This is a genomic window from Bacteroides xylanisolvens, assembly GCF_018289135.1.
Lineage (GTDB): Bacteria > Bacteroidota > Bacteroidia > Bacteroidales > Bacteroidaceae > Bacteroides > Bacteroides xylanisolvens.
The window spans coordinates 3,939,055-3,959,239 of the sequence record NZ_CP072216.1 but is presented as its reverse complement, the minus strand read 5'-3'; the positions used below and the strand labels follow the sequence as shown (position 1 = coordinate 3,959,239).

The 20,185-nt window shown below is 41.6% G+C and carries 20 protein-coding genes; 18 read left to right on the top strand and 2 right to left on the bottom strand.

What is annotated here, in order from left to right:
* The first annotated feature begins 101 nt into the window (after positions 1-101).
* The 7 genes from INE92_RS16900 (at position 102) to INE92_RS16870 (ending at position 6,678) form a co-directional block, all read left to right on the top strand.
* Positions 102-683 carry an RNA polymerase sigma factor gene (locus tag INE92_RS16900; RefSeq protein ID WP_004317492.1) on the top strand — a complete coding sequence of 194 codons (582 nt, stop codon included), beginning with the start codon at positions 102-104 and terminating at the stop codon, positions 681-683.
* Between the two features lie 108 nt (positions 684-791).
* Positions 792-1,748, top strand: coding sequence for a FecR family protein (locus INE92_RS16895; RefSeq protein WP_008642606.1), 957 nt, complete (start codon positions 792-794; stop codon positions 1,746-1,748).
* A gap of 31 nt (positions 1,749-1,779) precedes the next feature.
* Positions 1,780-2,553 (top strand): endonuclease/exonuclease/phosphatase family protein, encoded by a 774-nt coding sequence (locus INE92_RS16890; protein WP_004296439.1) that lies wholly within the window; start codon positions 1,780-1,782, stop codon positions 2,551-2,553.
* Positions 2,554-2,560: 7 nt separating this feature from the next.
* Entirely contained in the window at positions 2,561-3,340 is a 780-nt protein-coding gene (locus INE92_RS16885; protein ID WP_009038942.1) for a hypothetical protein, read from the top strand.
* Positions 3,341-3,353: 13 nt separating this feature from the next.
* Entirely contained in the window at positions 3,354-4,883 is a 1,530-nt protein-coding gene (locus INE92_RS16880) for a hypothetical protein (protein ID WP_211421189.1), read from the top strand.
* Between the two features lie 240 nt (positions 4,884-5,123).
* Complete coding sequence (locus tag INE92_RS16875) at positions 5,124-5,927, top strand: inositol monophosphatase family protein (protein WP_015531746.1); 804 nt, start codon at positions 5,124-5,126, stop codon at positions 5,925-5,927.
* A gap of 43 nt (positions 5,928-5,970) precedes the next feature.
* Positions 5,971-6,678: a ComF family protein gene (locus INE92_RS16870; protein ID WP_008642613.1), complete on the top strand. Its 708-nt coding sequence runs from the start codon at positions 5,971-5,973 to the stop codon at positions 6,676-6,678.
* A gap of 732 nt (positions 6,679-7,410) precedes the next feature.
* On the opposite strand, the gene INE92_RS16865 is transcribed toward INE92_RS16870, so the two are convergent.
* Positions 7,411-8,346, bottom strand: coding sequence for an ISAon1 family transposase (locus INE92_RS16865; RefSeq protein WP_118301185.1), 936 nt, complete (start codon positions 8,344-8,346; stop codon positions 7,411-7,413).
* 40 nt (positions 8,347-8,386) lie between these two features.
* Positions 8,387-8,758: an ISAon1 family transposase N-terminal region protein gene (locus INE92_RS16860; protein ID WP_007483771.1), complete on the bottom strand. Its 372-nt coding sequence runs from the start codon at positions 8,756-8,758 to the stop codon at positions 8,387-8,389.
* A 346-nt stretch (positions 8,759-9,104) separates the two neighbouring features.
* Here INE92_RS16860 and INE92_RS16855 point away from each other — a divergent pair, with 346 nt between their 5' ends.
* From INE92_RS16855 to INE92_RS16805, 11 genes are all read left to right on the top strand, one after another.
* A complete protein-coding gene (locus tag INE92_RS16855; protein WP_149924862.1) occupies positions 9,105-10,442 on the top strand; it encodes a site-specific integrase in 1,338 nt (445 codons plus the stop codon).
* A gap of 13 nt (positions 10,443-10,455) precedes the next feature.
* Positions 10,456-11,379, top strand: coding sequence for a DUF6043 family protein (locus INE92_RS16850; RefSeq protein ID WP_149924864.1), 924 nt, complete (start codon positions 10,456-10,458; stop codon positions 11,377-11,379).
* Between the two features lie 27 nt (positions 11,380-11,406).
* Positions 11,407-12,432: an ORF6N domain-containing protein gene (locus INE92_RS16845; protein WP_149924866.1), complete on the top strand. Its 1,026-nt coding sequence runs from the start codon at positions 11,407-11,409 to the stop codon at positions 12,430-12,432.
* A 206-nt stretch (positions 12,433-12,638) separates the two neighbouring features.
* A complete protein-coding gene (locus INE92_RS16840) occupies positions 12,639-12,968 on the top strand; it encodes a helix-turn-helix transcriptional regulator (protein ID WP_149924867.1) in 330 nt (109 codons plus the stop codon).
* A complete protein-coding gene (locus tag INE92_RS16835; RefSeq protein WP_149924869.1) occupies positions 12,955-14,202 on the top strand; it encodes a primase-helicase family protein in 1,248 nt (415 codons plus the stop codon). The genes INE92_RS16840 and INE92_RS16835 overlap by 14 nt, the downstream gene beginning before the upstream one ends.
* Positions 14,203-14,769: 567 nt before the next feature.
* Positions 14,770-16,296 carry a mobilization protein gene (locus tag INE92_RS16830; protein WP_149934076.1) on the top strand — a complete coding sequence of 509 codons (1,527 nt, stop codon included), beginning with the start codon at positions 14,770-14,772 and terminating at the stop codon, positions 16,294-16,296.
* Positions 16,297-16,496: 200 nt separating this feature from the next.
* Positions 16,497-16,889 carry an SMU1112c/YaeR family gloxylase I-like metalloprotein gene (gene gloA2, locus INE92_RS16825; protein WP_149926853.1) on the top strand — a complete coding sequence of 131 codons (393 nt, stop codon included), beginning with the start codon at positions 16,497-16,499 and terminating at the stop codon, positions 16,887-16,889.
* Positions 16,890-17,106: 217 nt separating this feature from the next.
* On the top strand, positions 17,107-17,679 hold the full coding sequence (locus tag INE92_RS16820; RefSeq protein ID WP_211421188.1) for an Ig-like domain-containing protein: 573 nt from the start codon (positions 17,107-17,109) through the stop codon (positions 17,677-17,679).
* A gap of 16 nt (positions 17,680-17,695) precedes the next feature.
* Positions 17,696-18,265 carry an RNA polymerase sigma factor gene (locus tag INE92_RS16815; protein WP_149934074.1) on the top strand — a complete coding sequence of 190 codons (570 nt, stop codon included), beginning with the start codon at positions 17,696-17,698 and terminating at the stop codon, positions 18,263-18,265.
* Entirely contained in the window at positions 18,262-19,479 is a 1,218-nt protein-coding gene (locus tag INE92_RS16810) for an outer membrane beta-barrel protein (protein WP_149934073.1), read from the top strand. The genes INE92_RS16815 and INE92_RS16810 overlap by 4 nt, the downstream gene beginning before the upstream one ends.
* Before the next feature lie 60 nt (positions 19,480-19,539).
* Positions 19,540-19,842: a hypothetical protein gene (locus INE92_RS16805; protein ID WP_211421187.1), complete on the top strand. Its 303-nt coding sequence runs from the start codon at positions 19,540-19,542 to the stop codon at positions 19,840-19,842.
* The last annotated feature ends 343 nt before the right edge of the window (positions 19,843-20,185 follow it).

Below are 20,185 nucleotides of genomic sequence, written 5' to 3'. Positions count from 1 at the left end.
TTTGTTGCTCGCGAATCATGCTATATCAGAAAGAATTAATATATTTGAAAGTAAGGACTTGATATAATAAGCTTTTTATTTTCATATTTAAAATGATTAAGATGTCCCAGAAATACTCACAGGATGAAGCCCAAGCTTTGGTTAAGGCTCTGAAAGAGGGGAACCAGCTGGCATTTAGTATTGTGTACAAGACGTATGCGGCGCAGACCTTTTCTTTGGCATTTAAATATTTGCTGAATAAAGAATTGGCTGAAGATGCTGTGCAGAACTTATTCTTAAAACTCTGGCTGAAAAAAGAAGAAATCGACGAGACAAAACCTATAAACAGATACCTTTTTACAATGTTGAAGAACGATCTGCTCAATACGTTGAGAGACTCAAAGAAAAATATCTATTTACTTGAGGATTGCCTTTCAATGGTTTTGGAATTGGAAGACAATTCTCAAAACGAAAACCTTAAACAAGAACAAATGAACATCATACAGCAAGCTCTTGAGCAACTTTCGCCACAACGCCGCAAGGTTTTTGAAATGAAAGTTTCGGGAAAATACTCCAATCAGGAAATAGCCGATAAACTTAATCTTTCGATCAATACAATTAAATTTCAATATAGCCAATCTTTGAAGCAGATTCGCGCGACAGTGGGAGAGCTTAGCCTATTGTTGCTTTATTGTATGATGTAGTTTTATCTCTTTTTGCTGAAATGGAACGTTCTTTTGAATTAACACGGTTTAACGTAGTCTGTATAATACTTTTTTGTAACAGTGTGTATTACTAATAGATATTGAAATATGAAATCAAAAAAGAAACATACAAGTCAGGACCTTGAAATAGTTGACGGCATCGGGAAATATATGGATGACGACATTCAGAGGATAATAGAAGGCAAACAGCTCGAATTGGGCGACAGAGAATTGCCTCCTTTTGATGAATATCGCATTTATAAGAATATTCAGGAAGCCGTGATGCGGGAAGAAAAACGAAAGAACAGGAGAATAAGGATGCCATTGTTCTTTAAGTGGACGGTAGCCTGTGCAATTGTTTTGCTTGTGATAGGTGTAGGATATAATTTCTATCAAAGTCATAGTGAGGCAAACCTTGTTTATCGGGAGGTCTGTGCTGTAAGGGGTGAAAAGCTACTCGTATTACTTCCTGATGGTAGCCGGGTGTGGTTAAATGCCGATTCTAAATTGACTTATCCGGAACAGTTTGCAAAATACAACAGGAATGTTACGCTGGAAGGAGAGGCTTATTTTGAGATAGCAGAAAACAAGAAATCCCCTTTTCTGGTACTTGCCGAGAATGTGAAAATACAAGTGACGGGAACGTGTTTCAATGTAAAAGCATACGCTTCGGATAAGGTAATCAAAACTACACTCGACGAAGGAAGTATAAATATCGGGCATGTGCAAAGCCGCAGGCCTATGCAGCAAATGCTTCCCGGACAAACTGCAGTTTATGAAAAAAGGAGTAATGTAATAAAAATAAAAACTGATAGATATCACGATGATGCTTCGAGTTGGAAGAGCAACCGGCTTATTTTCAGAAATGCATCATTGAAAGAGGTGCTTACAACACTCTCGCGGCATTTTGATATAGAGATTACAGTTAAAAACGAAAAGATTGCTTCGTTTACGTACGACTTTGTTTGTAAAGGGAACGACCTGAACTATGTGTTGGAAGTGATGCAATCCATAACACCGGTTAGCTTTAAAAAAATATCAGAATATACATATACCGTTGAATAAGTAAACTTAATCTAATAACAAAAACAAATTTATGAAAGCACTTTTAAAGCCCATTGTATGGGTATGCCTTTTCTTCTTTGCGTATCAAAGTACGTATGCGCAGGCTCTTAAAATAATGAGCTATAATTGCCGGATGTCCGGGGAAATGACCGGTTACTCGGTGAAGGAGTATGCTGTATTTATCAGGAAATACAATCCGGATGTTGTAATGTTGCAAGAGATAGATTACAACACAAAAAGGAACAAAAATCAGGATTTCACCACTCAACTGGCTGCGGAGTTGGGATTGTTTTCCGTATTCGGGAAAGCGATGGATACTGGTGGTGGAGAATATGGAGTAGCTATCCTTTCAAAATATCCTTTTGTTTATATCAATAACAAAACTTTTGAAGGGATAGACGGAGCCAAAGAACCCCGGACGCTATTATATGTAGATATTCAGGAGCCGGGAACTTCAGACGTAATCAGGATAGGAACGACTCACTTGGATCATTCGACAGACCTGATAAGGAGCGCAATGGCCGAACAGATTAATGAGCGGATTGGTACGGGAGATACCCCGACACTGCTGGGGGGAGATTTTAATGCCCGGACCGACTCTAATGTGATTTGTGAGGTAATGAAGAACTGGCAGAGAATCTGTGATGATACATTCACCTATCCCGCAGATCAGCCGACAATCAAGATTGATTATATATTCGGACTTCCACAGAATAAGTGGAAAGTGAAGTCGTTTAAAGTTTTATCTAATCCGGAAGTATCTGACCACAGAGCTTTGTTTGCTGAAGTTGAATTTGTAAAATGAATGAAATATGAAATCAAACTATCTATATCTGCTATTTATATGTATCATCTCTTGCCTGTTCGTTTCGTGTAGTGATGAGGATAACAAGGGAGAAGAAATTCCGGAATGGAACCGGTTCAGAACAACTAACGTATTGGTTTATGCGCACTTGTCAGAGCAAAATTTATTTAGCTCTTGTAGTTATAAAGAGGTGGCGTCATCTATCAGAAACACTGTTCATGCAGTGGCATTGTTGGACAGGACGAACGCTGTCTATGGGCAAACTGCAATCATAAATACGGGTACGGAGACTGCTAGAGAGAGCAAGAAAGTGCCGGTGTTTGTACCTGTCAGCTATAGTAACGGAGAGAAAAAGATAATCGGCAGTACTGTGCTTTTTCCTTCTACTATTTCCGAAATGACACAATATGTAGTAAAAAACGATTGCAGATATCTTGAAACAAAAACAGAAGCAGTGAACGGAATAGATATGCTCTTCTGTTCTGTATCATTAAATAGTGAAGACCTTATAGCTCCGGCTGTCGACGTTTTCAAGAAAAAGGTAAACGAACAGACGGTTCTGGTAGGCACTGTTAAACGTGCGTTATTGCCTAATCTTGAGTCGGCAATTACTTCTAACTTAACTTCTGATACCTATTCTTTCGTAGAAGTGGAAAATAGAAATAGAGACTCCGAGTATTGTATATTTGTCCTGACTTCACATAAATGGGCTTTTAGGGGGGTAACCGAAACAAGTGTAAGCGGAGATTTACATTGTTTTCAATTACAAATCGAATCTTTAAAATAAAAAATGAACGGTCATGAAGCAATATATCAAAAATATAATGATCCTGATACTTGCCCTTCCATGGGGTTTATTGTTGACAAATTGTAGTGATAGTGAGTCTGATTATTCGGACGACAACGCGTATCCGCCACCTACTGTAGAACTCACTTCTCCTTCCGAAATAGATGTGGTGGAGTATAACTCGACGGTGACTGTATCTGCTAAAAGTTTCTCTGCTGTAGGCATACATAGTATATATGCTACCTTGTTGAAGCTGGATGAAAATGGAGAATATGAAGAGATAAATGCGACTGAACGTCAACGTTTAAAGATAGATACTCTGCAAACTGATATGACACTTGAATTTGACTTGAATGTCAAGGTCAATACGCGTGAAGCAGCCGGGATACTGGTAACATCAACGGATGTTTTGACAAAAACGGCACAAAAGGTAATACCTATTAAAAAGATAACCAAACTTCCATCCCAGATATTCACCGAACCATCAGATTTCCCTGTTTTAGTACCCGATGAAGAGGTTTCTCTCTCTCTGGTGATTCGTTCTGCTGTGGGCATTAAGTCTATAAAACATACGTTGTGTAATAAAGTACTGGGTGACCTGAAGGAATATACGACTATTCCGGTATCAGGCAATCCGTTGGAAATGGAATTTATCCTAAAAACTGTCGTAGACAATAAAGAGACCAATGGAATCAAGATTGTGGTGGAAGATATAGAGGGGTTGAAAGAGGAAAAGATTATCAATATCGAAGGTCTTGAGGGTGTTGACAATAATGTTGCGCTTGTTTTCAACAATATCGAAATGGCACCCGAATGGGAACATTCAACAGAACCGGATCAACCTTATATTTTCTCCATAGAGGGAATAATGGTACAAGGTGTGCAAAAGCATGTATTAAGCCTGAAGGAAATTAAAGGATATGGCTCAAAGGCAAATGGCGTAGACTTTGCTTTCATCAATATATGGAGAAATCCGAGCTTTGTTGCCGTTAAAAACAGAGGTTTCTCTTATGTCAGTGCGTCAAGAATTAGTGGAGGACCGATAGGGCGAGCTTACGATGTGAATGACTGGATCAAACCGGCAGGTGTTACCACTAGCAAAACGCTGTTTACCCTTATCCCTGATGATAAGGTTGTTGACCTTGGTATTGATGTGATGATGGCAAATGCGGCTTCGGACGTCAAGACTTTTGAGGCGTTGAATGTATTGGAAAGTATAGCTAAAGGAGGTGCCGATATGTTAATGCAAAGAGTCAATGCGTCTGATGGATACCCGAATGATCCTTGTAGTCTGCAGATAAAAGACGGTTCTTATATTGCCTTTGTTACTGCGGCGGGCAAATACGGTGTCATTCATGTCATTGAAGCCGCAAATGATATGGATGCATTAGTTGCCGGAGGATGTAAAATAGCTACTCCTACAGGAGTGGTAGGAAGCCAGGGACCAGCCTACTCGGGAGCTGGCATAACCGGACTCACCTATGACGGTGTGGCATTACTCTATGGACGTACCTGTAAGTTGAAAATTGTGGTTCAGAAGTAATGTTGTTATAAATTAAGGAATAAAGGACAATACATTTATATTTTGATGTAAAAGTAAAGAAAGGTCGGCTCATAAAAGAAAATGAGTCGGCCTTGTTTTTAGATGTCTTTTTAAATATTGGTTATAATAGTTTTGATGTTATCTCATTAATTTGCGTATCAAACACGAAAATATTATTTTCCTTTATGCTTTTTGCCGGAAAAGCTATAACTTCGAAGCACTTTTTAATTTGAATAATAAATGTTAGATTTGAAGCAGCTTACAACTGATGTATGCCGGATTGCTACCGAAGTTGGATATTTTTTGAAAGAAGAACGAAAGAACTTCCGTCGTGAGCGTGTGGTGGAAAAACATGCACACGATTATGTGTCTTATGTGGATAAAGAATCTGAAGTGCGAGTGGTGAAAGCCCTTACTGCTTTATTGCCTGAAGCGGGATTCATTACAGAAGAAGGCTCTGCCACTTATCAGGATGAACCCTACTGTTGGGTGATTGACCCCTTGGATGGAACCACGAATTATATTCATGATGAGGCTCCTTATTGTGTGTCCATCGCTTTACGTAGCCGTATCGAACTTCTTTTAGGTGTCGTTTATGAAGTTTGCCGGGATGAATGTTTTTATGCTTGGAAAGGCGGAAAAGCGTTTATGAATGGTGAAGAAATTCATGTGTCGAACGTTGAGGACATCAAAGATGCATTTGTCATTACAGAATTACCTTATAATCATCTGCAATATAAACAGACTGCTCTTCATCTCATCGATCAGCTTTATGGGGTAGTGGGCGGTATTCGGATGAATGGCTCGGCTGCTGCCGCAATCTGCTATGTGGCTATTGGGCGTTTTGATGCTTGGATGGAAGCATTTCTCGGAAAATGGGATTATTCTGCGGCAGCACTGATTGTTCAGGAAGCGGGAGGAAAGGTGACTGACTTTTATGGTGAAGATCATTTCATAGAAGGACATCATATTATTGCAACGAATGGAAATCTTCATCCTGTCTTTCAGAAACTCCTGTCAGAAGTCCCTCCATTGAATATGTAGTTGCAATATGTAGTTGCTATTGCAGTTTTAAATCTCTATTATTATGAAACACACATTTCTTATCAAAGACTGGCTTAGTTCTTTCTTATCTTTGCTATTTCCCCGTTGCTGCGTTGTTTGTGGCCGGCCGTTAGCAAAGGGTGAAGAATGTATCTGTACAGAATGTAATATCAATCTACCCCGTACTAATTATCATCTTCGAAAAGATAATCCGGTAGAGCGGCTCTTCTGGGGACAAATCCCTTTGGAACGGGCTACTTCTTTTTTCTTTTATGAGAAAGGAAGCGACTTCCGGTTGATTCTTCATAGGTTGAAATATGGTGGACAAAAGGAAATAGGTGCAATTATGGGGCGGTATATGGCTGCCGAACTTTTGTCTTCCAATTTTTTTCAGGGAATTGATGTGATAATCCCCATACCGCTTCATAAGAAAAAACAGCAAATCCGTGGTTATAATCAGAGTGAGTGGATTGCTCGTGGTATTGCTGCTGTAACAGGAATCCCCATCGATACAGAATCAATATTACGTAAGAAAAATACGGAAACGCAAACGCGTAAATCTGTGTTTGAACGTCGGGATAATGTGGAAGGTATCTTTGAACTTCAGCATCCCGAAACACTTGCAGGGAAACACATACTGATAGTTGACGATGTGTTGACTACTGGTTCTACTACTCTGGCATGTGCTTCCTGTCTGGTAGATGTGGAGGATATACGGATTAGTATATTGACGTTGGCAATGGTGGAATAAATATGTATATCAGTACCCTAATTCATTATAGGTATTCAACGAAAATGAAAATAATCTGTGTGAATCTGTGTAATCCGTGGTGAACTCTAAATTAGCATTTAGCTTGTTTCGGTACGGAAATAACCAAAAATACTGTCGCTGACAATAACTCGTCAATATGCAGCTTTTATCTCTTTCTCTTGCTTATATTATTTTTTCAATTGCCTAACGAATTATCGTTTGACAACTGTTGAACGAACGCTTGACAGATGTTGAACTATCGCTTAACAATTGTCAAACGAAAACTCCTTAGGCAATGAAATAACTATTAATAGGTAAACGTTCGCTTAAAAATAACTAATAAAATCATTAGTGGTAATTGATTCCAAACGGTACGGTTATAAATTTATTCCATATCATTATATTTTAGACACGATAAGATTATCATTGAAATATATTTCAACATATACATTCCTACGATAGAAGTGTCAAAAATAAAAGAGACGAACAATTTCCTTAATTTAAGTTTAGGACTTTATCAGTCGATTCGTTTCTCGGTGTCGAAAAGGTTGTTTCTCGGTGAGAAACGGGCCGTTGGTTTTAAAGGAAATTATAGAATTGTAACCGGTTGGATACCAGTGGTTTATAAAGTAGTGCTATCTATCAGAAATACATAGGAGTTTTATTGACATTTTTTGCAACACTGTTTGGCTCAGTCTGAAAACTTGGGGGATTAATTTTTGTCAATTCCCTTCATGCATATACCTTTGCTAGCCTAAAAAGGAAGAAGCTCATATCCACTACTCCTCTAAATGATGCCCTAAATGCTTTGATTTTAGCATTAAATGCTTCCGCTGCTGCATTTGTACTCCTGTTCACAAAGAAGTTCAAAATCCTTTCATAATGGTTCTCAATAGAGTTTGCCACTGTTGTGAATGTATCGTATCCATATTCTTCAATCTTATTATACCATAGTGCCAGCTTTGCTCTTGCTACATCCTTGTCATAGTTTGTGGAAAAGATCTTTCCCAACTCCAATGAGTAGTAATATACGTGCTTAATATCTTCAAACTGCTTGAAAAGTAATTCTGCCCTGATTTTCTGGCTCTTGGTCCATTTATCAGGTGATTTAAATAATAAATATCTGCTTCTGGCTAATAATTGCCTGAGTGTATCTCCGTTTTCGAGTTCTTCTGCTTTATGTACTTCCCCCTTCTCTTTTGCCGCCTTTATGGCTTTATTCTCCTCTTTTATCACTTGCCATCTATATGTAATACGCAACTCTTGTACCGCTTCGTATACAAGTTTTTGTACATGAAACCTATCAATCACCTGCATGGCACGTGGAAAGCACGTTTTCGCAATCTTTTGCATGCTCCCGGCCATATCCAGTGTAATTTCTTTGACTTGATTACGCAGCTCCTGTGGCATCTTTGTAAGTACCGCAATGATATCATCGGCTTTAGTGCCCTGAATTACAGCTATAATAGAACCTTTCCTACCTCGCTTATCTCTATTTATTAAGATGGTATAAAGATCTCCCTTGCTCAAAGCCGTTTCGTCAATACATAGGCGATAACCCATATTCTTTGGATAAAGGATATACTCTTGGGCATGTGCTCTCTGATCCCAATTCTGGAAGTCACTCAGGTGATCTTTATATTGGCTTTGAAGCTGTTTGCCATCCATACAGTAATGCTCTGCTACACTTTGGCAGCTAACGGCGTGATTATCTAAGTAATTCTTTTAAAAAAGCACCGAACTCAGCGGTTATGCGAGTACCGGTGGCTACCAAACTCCAGTCACGACTATATGTCTGCCCAGTGGAGGGATCTTCCCAGCGACGACGCTTGATACGTAAATAAACGGCTTTACCACGGATAGGGAAGTCCTGAACTTCAATCTCAGGGAGGAAACCTTTTGAGTGAAGATGTAGATCTGAGTACTCAGAAGGAATAGTGGCTTTCTCCTCTAAATAAAGAATAAAGCAAGTATCCTGAGAAACATGATTGACTAGGGTAAAGTAATCAAGGATTCCTGAAGGCAAGAACAAGCTTAAAGAAGCAACAGGATCAATCGTTTGGGAAGAGGATGTTTTCATGATGCAAAAATAAGAATTTTAACGCAATCCCCCAAGGTTTCAGACTGAGCCCCAATTTCGGTATGACCAACGAGTTACGAGGAGTAGAAAAGAAAAGCGGAGAAAGTATTTCTACTTTCTCCGCTTCAGTACCCAGACCCGCATTCGAAATATTAAATATCAATAAACGGAAACAAATCCTATTCACAACAAAATTCCCTGTATTTACTTATGTATAAACGATTTATAAATAGCATTGAGTCGGATTAAATTTAATGAGATTGAAATTATTTCGGGATAGTTGGGAACAATTTGGGAACAATTCGTTAACTTTGCAGTGTTCAATCCAGAAATTAAATCGAAGATTATGAAAGTGACTGCATTTATACGGAAAGTTGCCAAAAAGAACGATGTAGATACTAAGGCTACTATCTATTTTCGTTTGCGTGATGGGAAAAAGGACATCAAGGCAGCAAGCGAGCTTGTTATCAGCCCGAACCATTGGAGTGTTGAGCGACAGGGTTATAAAGACCGTGTAGCTCTGGTGCCGGAAAACGAGAAGATGGACTTGAACCATAAAGTACAGGCATTGGCCCGAATGATTGAGAAAGAATACAAAGAGGATGCAGGAAGTGAATGGCTCGGGGAAGTCATAGACAAATTCCATCATCCCGAAAAGTACAAGACAGAAGAAGAGTTGGCAATAGAGAATCCACCTACTTTTGCCGAACTTTTCGATGAGTTTTTGGAGAAACACAATCTTTCGGAGGTACGGAAGAAAAACTTCCGTGTAGTAAAAAGGGCTCTCATGCGCTATGAATTGTTTGTCAGAAAAACAAGGCGTGGGATGAAACATTTTACCCTTGATATTCATACTACAACCAAAGAGACGCTTGCCGATATGTGGGATTTTATGGAGAACGAATATATGTATGCGGAAGAATATCCCGATATATATGAGACCATTCCCGAAAAACGGACTCCTCAACCGAGAGGGAAGAACACCCTTATAGACAGTTTCTCACGCATACGTACCTTTTTTATATGGTGCTATAATCAAGGCAAGACCACCAATCGCCCGTTTGACAAGTTCCCTTTGGAAGAATGTCTTTATGGAACTCCGATTTATATTACCCTTCAAGAACGTGACAAATTGTTTGAAGCTGATTTGTCTGCCCGTCCGCAACTTGCCATTCAGCGTGACATTTTCGTGTTCCAATCTGTTGTAGGTTGTCGTGTAGGCGACTTTTATAAGCTCACAAAGAAAAACATCGTGAACGGAGCGTTGGAATACATACAAGAAAAGACACGCGGTCATAATCCCCGAACAATAAGAGTGCCACTGAATAGTGTTGCGAAATCTATACTTGAACGCTACAAAGATTATACAGGAGCAACTCTGCTTCCCTTTATATCAGAGCAGAAATATAATCAAGCCATCAAAGAAGCGTTCCGATTGGCCGGACTTGACAGGGTTGTCACAGTGCTTAACCCACTTACTCGCAATCCTGAGCAGAAATATTTGTATGAAGTCGTAACCACGCATACTGCCCGAAAGACATTCATTGGCAATATGTATAAGAAGGTGAAAGACCCGGATCTTGTTTCATCGGTATCGGGACACAAGGAAGGCAGCAAGGCATTTCGCCGATATAGGGAGATTGACGAGGAAATGAAACAAGAACTTGTTCACTTGTTGGACTAATAAAGGAAAGACTATGGCAAAACAAGATTTCGAACAATTCAAACAGGATGTTAAAGAATGGCTCCACAGCCATCCGGAAGAATATGACAGATTCGTTGCTGAAGTGAACAACAAATCGGCAATCGGTTTGCAAAAGATTTTCAAATTAGGATGGAAACTCACTCCTCAAATGATGCGTAAATATCAAGACGAGTGCCATGGAGACCTTGCTGACGAACACCGTCTGCAAAGCTATTCGGCAGATGCCGATGCTGCAAGATTATTGGTCGAGGAGTTTCACAATTTGCAAAACGATTCAATAGCTCCTGCAATGTTGGCATGGCTGTATTACGGCAAGTGCTATGAAACTATGGTTACTCAACTGGAAGCTGAAACACATAACCCGGCGAACAACTTTTTTGAGAAAAAGATAGCTGCTTTAATGATTAAAGTGGTTATCAGTAGCAGTATTCGTAACAAAATGCGAACAAAAGAGGATTGGCAGAATTTCCGTCAGGAGAAAAAGGCTATTGAGGATGATTGTGTAGTAGAAACAACCATTGATAGATTGTCTTTTGATGATAAACCTATTGAAGAAAAATCGCCAACTGGTGAGCAGCAGCCATCACGCACATTAAAAGATTATCTTCACGGAAATCAAGAACAGATTTTGGAGAAGATAAAATTGCGAGTTTCAACGCAGCACACAGGCACCGATTTGGCACGATTGTATTTTGCCCTTCAAGAGGAAGAACTTCTAACAGGCTGTGATGTGACAACATTCCATAAGCTACTTGCCAATGAACTACCAAGTTGCGACTTGAAGACTGTGCGAAACCTCCAAATTTCTATTAAGAAGTTGAATGACAGTACAAATAGGGGGAAAATAAAAGACAATGGTATTGAACGGTCGCTTATCAATGAGTGGAAGACTTACCTCACAGAAGCAAATAACTAAAAGAATGAACCTATTTAATTTAATGATATGGATAAAGACATCATCGCCCAAGAAATCAGTGCCGAATATCTGAAAGGTTATATATACAGCATTAGAGGTGTTCGTGTAATGCTGGATATGGACTTAGCCAAAATCTATGGCTATAGCACCAAAGATTTTAACCGTCAAGTAAAGAACAACATTGAAAAGTTTGAGCAAGACTTCATGTTTCAATTGTCCGATGAGGAGTGTGAAATCTTGAGGTGCAAAAATTCCACCTCAAGTTGGGGAGGTCGTAGATACAACCCTTATGCCTTCACGGAACAAGGTATATATATGCTTATGACTGTTCTAAAAGGAGATTTGGCAACCAAGCAAAGTAAGGCTTTGATTCGCATCTTCAAGCAGATGAAAGACTATATCGTAGATAATCAGCCATTATTGGGGCAAAGGGAGTATCTGCAACTGTCCTTGCAGACAACCCAAAACACACAAGACCTGCTTGATTTGCGTAAATCCCTATCAGCTGTTGATGACAAAGTAGCCGATATAATAGGCACTTTGGGTAATGTTGTTACGAAGTCGGAACTGGCAAATGTTATGCTTGATTTTGGCAGTCCTTCAGTAAGGAGAGGTTGGTTGATACTCAATGGGCAGCCTGTTGAATCGGATTTGGCTTACCAACAGATTTATGCAACCGCCAAGAAAACGATATTTATAGTTGATAATTACATCGGACTGAAGACGCTGGTACTTCTTAAAGATGTTCCGGCTAATGTGAATATTGTAGTATTCTCCGACAATATCGGTAATAGGTTGCACCAAGCCGAGTTTAACGATTTCTGCCGTGAATATCCCAATGTTACCATTTCGCTGCAAACGTCTGGGGGAATATTCCACGACAGGTATATTGTCATTGATTACCAAACGGCTGATGAACAGATTTACCATTGTGGTGCTTCATCGAAAGATGGAGGCAATAAAGTTACGACAATTACAGCGGTTACTGATGGAGCCATTTACCATCCAGTTATAGACCAACTTATTCAAAATTCAGTATTGACATTGAGATAAGACCATTTTCAGACGAACCAAATTGATTGCCTTACATTTCGTTTCTTTCGTTTATGATTTCAGCGAAAATCGCGAAATGTAGATTGTTGAATTATAGCGAATTACATTTATACTTTTGCGCCATCGTTCCAATGTCGGAGCGGTGGCGCAATCATTTATAATGCTGCCAAAGTGATTGTGTCGGACTATGGCAGCACATATATGCTATGACAGATTTAATGCAAATCATCTCCAATAGTACAGCTAATATCAAATTGGAGATTACGAGTGAAGACTTACGGCACTTCTCCGATGAACTTATTAGTCGCGCAGTGAATGAGGTGGCTGTTGCGCTCAAAGCCACCAATGAAGACAAACTGCTGACACGTGAGGAAGTCAAGGAAATGTGCGGCGTTTGCGACACCACCTTATGGCTTTGGAACAAGCGCAACTACCTGAAAGCAATCAAGGTGGGAAACAAAGTAAGATACCGCTTCTCAGACGTGAAGTGCATCTTGGGAGAAACCAATAAAATATCTGATTATGGAAAAGATTGAAAATGCGCTTGTTACTTCTGCAAGTGGAGAAGTTGAGAATATTGAAGAGGAGTATGTCCGCATCGGTACAACCTTGTTTCGTATAATCAATCAGCCAATGATGAATGGGGCATTCCGCAAAATGCGGGTTGAATGGAAAATGAGTATATTCCGATTAGACCACGGTAAGGATGAAGCGGCACTCATTCCGAAATATGACGGATTCTGCACTATGCCAAGTCATATAGATTACCGTTTGAACGTGAATAACTTTTATAATCTCTATGAGCCAATAACCCACATTCCAAAAGAAGGCGAGTTTAATCATATACAATCCTTGATTGAACACATCTTTGGTGAACAATATGAATTGGGAATGGATTATCTTCAACTGTTGTATCTAAAACCAACACAGAAGTTACCGATACTTCTATTAGTGTCGGAGGAACGGAACACGGGTAAGAGTACGTTCCTGAATTTTCTGAAAGCGTTATTTCAAGAGAACGTGACCTTCAACACCAATGAGGACTTTCGGAGCCAGTTTAATGCCGACTGGGCAGGCAAACTGATGATAGTGGTGGACGAGGTGTTACTCAACCGTAGGGAAGATAGCGAGCGATTGAAGAACCTCAGTACGGCACACTCATACAAGATGGAGGCAAAGGGCAAAGACCGCTATGAAGTGCAGTTCTTCGCCAAATTCGTATTGTGTTCTAATAATGAGAATTTCCCTGTTTACATTGAGCCAGAGGAAACACGCTATTGGGTGAGAAAGATTAGCAGATTGGAAAAAGATGACACCTCTTTTCTTCAGAAACTGAAAGAAGAGATACCTGCATTTCTGTACTATCTACAACATCGGAATCTGACCACTAAAGAAGAAAGCCGTATGTGGTTTGCACCCTCACTCATCCGCACGGAAGCGTTGGAGAAAATTATCCGCTGCAACCGCAGTCGCATTGAACTTGATATGGCAGAACTGTTGCTTGACATCATGGACACAATGCAGGTGGATGTGGTAGATTTCTGTATCAACGACCTGTTAGCGTTGTTCAATTATTCTATGGTAAAGATGGAGCGTCATCAGGTGAGGAATGTTCTGCAGCAGTACTGGAAACTGGAGCCAGCACCCAATGCGCTGTCTTACTCCACCTATCAAATATCCGTGCTACCGGGACAGAAATATTCTGCATCGTCCAAAAAGGTGGGACGTTTTTACACCGTTACCCGTGAAAAATTGAAAGACTACCGTTGAGATTGTTGAATATGATGAAACATAAGGGAAGAAGTATAAATAAGAGGGTTACTATTCAACAATACCCTCAACAAACTTCAACAAAGAATTTTGCCTGCCAAAAAAGAAAAAAGATTGCGTACTGCATCTTTAATTTTCTTTTCCCTCTTTTTTTGAATCGTTTTCAACAGAATCAACAAAATCAACGATGGAATTAATAATCGTAAAACCCAACTTAGATGATATTCGTAAAAAGAAATACGGAATGTGCTGGTAGCAGAGTTGCCGTGGTGTGACAGACAGGGCTTGCCCTGATATAGCCCACTATAACTACACGCTTCGCTTCCGTAGTTGTGGGCTCTCCCGAGGGGCTGGGCGTTGCCCCGTCCCACTCAGGACGCTGCCCTAAGAACCCGGCAAGGACTGTCAGCCCTATGCAACCCGACCAAAGAGTGACCCTCTCTTTGGAAACTCCGCTCAGTGGCTTCCACCCCTGAGAACCCGGAGCAAGAAGTGACCCTCTCCCTGCACCCTCCGATTAAGGCTCTGCCCTAATAACCCATTGTGAAACCCGAATAAAGTAAACTTATGGCACAGAAGACATCCATTAACATCAAGCCCTGCAACATCGGCAGTAGCGAACCCCATAACAGGCGGACAGCAGAATACCTTGCCCGTATCAACAAAGAAAAGTTCTATATACGCACTGACCTCATGCCGCAGAATGAAGCATGGGTAGCACCTGACTTTGGCAATACATCGCTCACGGAACGCTACAATCAGATAGCCGCAATGGTCAAGGAAAAGACTGGTCGGGCGATGCAGACCAAAGACCGTGAACGGGTGAACAAAAAGACAGGCAAGGTGACCATTGTCCGTGGCAGCACTCCGCTCAAAGAGGGCGTGGTGGTAATCAAGGAAGATACCACTATGGAACAGTTACGGCATTTTTGTGAGGTGTGCAAGGAACGCTGGGGTATCACACCCCTGCAAGTGTTCATCCACCGTGACGAGGGGCATTACAGCAATCCCGAAGACATTGCCACTTGGAAGCCCAATCTTCACGCACATATCGTCTGGGACTGGATGAACCATGAAACAGGCAAGTCCTGTAAGCTGGACGAGAAAGCCATGTGCGAAATGCAGACCGTTTTGGCTGAGTGTTTGGAGATGCAGAGGGGCACCTCAAAGAAGCTGACAGGCAAGGAACATTTGGAGCGAAACGACTTCATCATCGCCAAACAGAAACAGGAAGCCGAAAAGGTCAAAGCCGAAAAGGAAGCAGCCCTTGCCGCCAAGGAGAAAGCTGAAGCCGATCGGCAGTCCATTGAGGGCGAGAACAAGGCGAAAGAACAATACAGCCTTTCACTTGATAGCGAGATTGCCGATAAGGAAAGGCAGCTCAAAGACGAGCGCAAGGCTAAGATGGACAGCATACTTGACAGTGTCGGCAGTATTGTCGGGGTCGGCAAATCCGCAGCGGTTAAAAAGGAAAACGCCCAACTGAAAGCCGACATCGAGCGTATCAAGAAAGCCTTTCCCAATGCCGTAAAAAACAAAGTGGAAGAACAGACAAAGGCTTTGGTCGAAGCAAAGCAGAGTGCCGAAGCCGAGCGAAACAGGGCTTTGGCGCAAAGTCGCTCATCAGTCATTGAGAGGGACGATGCCGTCAGGCAACTTCAAGCGCAGGAAGCAGACATACAGCAGCGCATCAGCCAAGCGGTTCTTACAGCCACCAAGAAGAAAGACAACACTATCCGTTTGTTGCAGGGGGCATTGGAAGCCAGCCGAAAAATTCTGAATGTCATTGCCGATATTCTCTACCAAGCAAGCGAGGTGTTCAGACGAGCCATCAATGCGATTATCCATTTTGGAACGGAACAGCACAAGTCAATCTTTGCCCCATCGGAAGCCGCTGACATTAAAAGTGTGATGCAGGAATATGGCGAAACAACCGAAATGCAAAAGGCGGTTGGTGACTGGCTGTGTGGCTATGCGGAACATAAGCAGCCCTTTGACGAAATCAAACATCGCCACACACTCAAAGAGGTGGGCGATGTTGCAGACGGGGCGTATGATTGGAAAATAAACAAAACACAGCAATTAGTCAGATAATCGGAGGCGAAAATACCTCTCTTAATGTAGAGAAATCAGTGTTGATAACGGAATATCAATGATAATTCATCTATCTTTGTAACCCCAATTATGCTATAGCTAAGTGAATTAGAATATAGTATTATTAAATTATAATATATGTGTAGGTAAGCCTCATTACAAACAGAGTGTAATAAATACAATTAAAAATTCTATACCTTATGCAAATCAAAGCAGTTCATCATATTGCAATCATAGCTTCAGATTATATGCAATCTCTTCGATTCTATACTGAAATTTTGAACCTTAAAATAATAAGTGAACATTATAGGGATTCACGCCAGTCGTACAAGACTGACCTTGCTCTGCCGGATGGTACTTATGTTGTGGAACTCTTTTCTTTTCCTTCACCACCACAACGGGTTAGTCACCCTGAAGCTTGCGGGCTCCGCCATCTTGCCTTTGCCGTAGCAGATATAGACAAAGCGATAGCTGAAGTTACAGCCAAGGGCGTAGAATGTGAACCTGTAAGAATAGACGAATATACAGGGCGCAAATTCACCTTTCTTCAAGATCCGGATAAACTTCCCATCGAACTTTATGAAGTGCAATAACCTTGACGTATAGCCCAACAATACGCTTTATCGTCAGTCAATAAGAGAATTATGTCATTGCCAAGACTAGCACCACACTTTAGGTTGCCGGTCTTGTTTTTTTATGGATAAAAAAAAGTTTGCTTCCGCAGGCAAGGTTTTCAAGACATCGGTATTATATAGATGAGCGCTCAAAAAAGAACAACAGTAATAAACAAATAAAAAGCAAAAGGTAAAAATGAAAAAGTTCAATATCTTGAAAGTAATGATGATGGCTGTAATCAGTATCTCTGCTATGACATTCGCTTCGTGCGACAACGATGACGACGAGCCCGTTAACACATTAAAACTCAATCCTGCAAAAGTGGAAATAGCTCCGAAAGCTACCGCTACGGTGACTATCGGAAGTGGTATGACCCCGTTTACGGTAAGATCGTCGAATACGAAGGTTGCAACGGTCAAAACCAAGGGCAAGACAATCACAATCACAGGTGTTGCCGAGGGTAGTGCAGTCGTGAAGGTAACTGACAAAAGCAAACAGACAGGACAGGTTATTGTGACCGTGAAGGCTGCATCGTCTTCATTGACTGTTGACAAGAAGTCAGCGGAGATGGCTGTCGGAAAGACGGTTGACATTACCGTATCGAAGGGCACTGCGCCTTACACCGCAACAGTAAAAGACTCGAAAGTCGCGACTGCCAGTGTCAAGGACAGCAAGATTACCATCAAGGGTGTCAAGGCCGGCAAGACAACAGTCACCGTGACCGACAAGAACAAAAAGTCGGCAACCATCAACGTAACGGTTAAGTAACGAACTGTCATTCGGGATGAACGTGATGCATAACGAGAACTACAGCGAGCAGGAACTGATAGACGGAGCAAGGCGAGGCGAGCAAGAGGCCATGAAGAGGATTTACCTCTTGCACGCCCGCTACTTGACCGCTGTGTGTTCTCGTTATGTAGTCAATCCTGAAGATGTCCGCGACACGCTTCAGGATTCTTTCGTTGCCATATTCGGGAATATCGACAAGTACCGGCCGAAGGAAAACGCTTCGTTAAGGTCGTGGATGACAAGAATCGTCGTAAACAATTCGCTACAGTTTCTTCGCAAGAGCGAGAAAATGCAGTTTATCGAATCGGTGGACGAATACGCTGACGTGGTAGAAGAAACGGCGGAAACAGACGGCATTCCATACGAAGAGGTGAGGAAACTCATAGGCGAGTTGCCCGCAGGCTATCGCTCCGTGTTCAATCTTTACGTATTCGAGCGGAAAAGCCACAAGGAGATAGCCCACATTCTCGGAATAAAAGAAGACACATCGGCTTCGCAATTCCACAAGGCGAAGAAGATGCTTGCAGTGAAAATAAACCAATATAAGGAAAGGAGCGACAGATGAGTGATTTCGATTTGATAGAATACCTGAGGAAAGAAGAGGAGCACTTCCTTCCCGAACCGCCGGAGGAGCTTTGGAACGGCATCGTGGACAATCTGCCGACGAAAAGTCAGCATCGCATCGTTCCATTGTGGTTGCGCTATTGCGGAGCGGCTGCTTGCATTGCGTTGCTCATGGGTATAGGTTCGTTGTTTTTCAATACTCCCATTCCAAATGACCAATTACCGCAAATAGCCAAGAGGAGCATTGGCAAAAGTATTGATACGCCGAAGCCGCAAGTCACTACACCGGGCGTGATTACCACCACGCAAGCCATCCGTCTGGCAGACACTGGAAAATCTCCCTTGCAAGTGGTCGCGAACGATGACACGATAACGCATGACGAAGAACCGATACAGGGCGAACAAGTCCTTCCATCAAACGGCAAAGAAGAAAGAAAGAATGGCAAAGACGAAAAGAAAACCGATAACAAACGAAAACGAGGCGGTTATAACGACCTGTGGATTGCCGACCGTATGGTTACGAAGTCGAAGAGCCGAAAGTCAGCTTCCGTATCGCTCTATGCAGGCAACATCATGGCAAACAACACTTCGACACAAGATAATTTCACCTTGATTGGATCCGGTCCCGGGGAACCATCGGATGGAAACACCCCCTATGATGACATCTTCGAACTTAACCAAGGGATGGATGCCGAAACAAAAAAGCATTATAAGCTGCCCGTGCGTACCGGCATTCGTGTATCGGTACCCTTAACCGAAGCCCTTGCCGTAGAGAGTGGCATAACGTACACACTGCTGTCATCATCAATGGAATCGGGTTCCAAAGAAAATTACTATCACACGGAACAAACGCTCCACTATGTTGGCATTCCGCTGAAACTCCGCTACAAGTTGTGGAACAGCAAGCGTATCGGCATTTATGTTAGCGGCGGTGGTATGGTAGAGAAATGCGTATCGGGCAAGGCCAAGACGAAATTTGTCATCGGTGGCAGCAAAAATTCCATTGAAGAGCAAAAGGTAAGTGAAAAACCGCTTCAACTCTCTGCCACACTCTCCGCAGGTATTGAAGCCAATATTGCCAAAAACACATGCCTGTTCATCGAGCCGGGTGCAAGTTATTATATTGACAACCACAGCTCCGTGGATAACGTGTATAAAGACAAGCCATTCAATCTGGACTTAAATATAGGTATAAGAATAAACATTAATAAATAATCGTATATGAAAAAGTTATTATCCATCGTTGCCGCTGCGATATTCATGGTATCGTGCGGCATGACAGACAAAGCAAAACAAGTGGATTACACCGAAGCGCACGGCTACTTTGTGCGTAACGACGCACCGCCTCATCTATCCTGCTACTACGACAGCAAGGAGGCGTTCGACAGTGTTTTCGGTTGTGCAGCCTTTATGGGAGAAGGTGGTACACCCACTCAAATAGATTTCACCCGTCAAAGCGTCATCGCCTGTCATCGCCGTAATAGGTTGCGAAACCAATCGCCCCACGAAGTACATTCCTGTTTCACTTATATCGCAAGCAGATACTTTGCGCCTAAAGTACAACGTGGAAGAAGCTAATCCCACAACATCTACAATGATTCCGCTTCTCCTTTTAGTATTAGATAAGGCTTATGCTTCACCTAATATCAACATAGAAAAGCAATAAACATATACCACCAAAAGAGCGGAAATGGGCTGTCCTGCTATAGTATCAGACCTTTACTCCTTATGGTCCCTCTGATGATGCCTAATTCACGAAGATTGAAAAGTTTGAGTTTAGGTACATGTGATTATCCACATACTGTCCGTTGACTTATTGAATATGCCTTGTCCTGATATAGCTTGACCAAATAGTTAAGCTATATCAGGACAAGGCACTTCATTTGCATTCGTTGAATAGTTACATTTTATTGCTGTTTGT

Excerpts from the sequence above, each read along its gene's own strand:
- INE92_RS16815 (WP_149934074.1), top strand. The coding sequence starts at position 17,696 with ATGAACGTGATGCATAACGAGAACTACAGCGAGCAGGAACTGATAGAC.
- INE92_RS16840 (WP_149924867.1), top strand. The coding sequence starts at position 12,639 with ATGACAGATTTAATGCAAATCATCTCCAATAGTACAGCTAATATCAAA.
- gloA2 (WP_149926853.1), top strand. The coding sequence starts at position 16,497 with ATGCAAATCAAAGCAGTTCATCATATTGCAATCATAGCTTCAGATTAT.
- INE92_RS16875 (WP_015531746.1), top strand. The coding sequence starts at position 5,124 with ATGTTAGATTTGAAGCAGCTTACAACTGATGTATGCCGGATTGCTACC.
- INE92_RS16845 (WP_149924866.1), top strand. The coding sequence starts at position 11,407 with ATGGATAAAGACATCATCGCCCAAGAAATCAGTGCCGAATATCTGAAA.
- INE92_RS16830 (WP_149934076.1), top strand. The coding sequence starts at position 14,770 with ATGGCACAGAAGACATCCATTAACATCAAGCCCTGCAACATCGGCAGT.
- INE92_RS16860 (WP_007483771.1), bottom strand. The coding sequence starts at position 8,758 with ATGAAAACATCCTCTTCCCAAACGATTGATCCTGTTGCTTCTTTAAGC.
- INE92_RS16820 (WP_211421188.1), top strand. The coding sequence starts at position 17,107 with ATGAAAAAGTTCAATATCTTGAAAGTAATGATGATGGCTGTAATCAGT.
- INE92_RS16810 (WP_149934073.1), top strand. The coding sequence starts at position 18,262 with ATGAGTGATTTCGATTTGATAGAATACCTGAGGAAAGAAGAGGAGCAC.
- INE92_RS16805 (WP_211421187.1), top strand. The coding sequence starts at position 19,540 with ATGACAGACAAAGCAAAACAAGTGGATTACACCGAAGCGCACGGCTAC.
- INE92_RS16865 (WP_118301185.1), bottom strand. The coding sequence starts at position 8,346 with ATGGATGGCAAACAGCTTCAAAGCCAATATAAAGATCACCTGAGTGAC.
- INE92_RS16850 (WP_149924864.1), top strand. The coding sequence starts at position 10,456 with ATGGCAAAACAAGATTTCGAACAATTCAAACAGGATGTTAAAGAATGG.
- INE92_RS16880 (WP_211421189.1), top strand. The coding sequence starts at position 3,354 with ATGAAGCAATATATCAAAAATATAATGATCCTGATACTTGCCCTTCCA.
- INE92_RS16895 (WP_008642606.1), top strand. The coding sequence starts at position 792 with ATGAAATCAAAAAAGAAACATACAAGTCAGGACCTTGAAATAGTTGAC.
- INE92_RS16870 (WP_008642613.1), top strand. The coding sequence starts at position 5,971 with ATGAAACACACATTTCTTATCAAAGACTGGCTTAGTTCTTTCTTATCT.
- INE92_RS16900 (WP_004317492.1), top strand. The coding sequence starts at position 102 with ATGTCCCAGAAATACTCACAGGATGAAGCCCAAGCTTTGGTTAAGGCT.
- INE92_RS16885 (WP_009038942.1), top strand. The coding sequence starts at position 2,561 with ATGAAATCAAACTATCTATATCTGCTATTTATATGTATCATCTCTTGC.
- INE92_RS16890 (WP_004296439.1), top strand. The coding sequence starts at position 1,780 with ATGAAAGCACTTTTAAAGCCCATTGTATGGGTATGCCTTTTCTTCTTT.
- INE92_RS16835 (WP_149924869.1), top strand. The coding sequence starts at position 12,955 with ATGGAAAAGATTGAAAATGCGCTTGTTACTTCTGCAAGTGGAGAAGTT.
- INE92_RS16855 (WP_149924862.1), top strand. The coding sequence starts at position 9,105 with ATGAAAGTGACTGCATTTATACGGAAAGTTGCCAAAAAGAACGATGTA.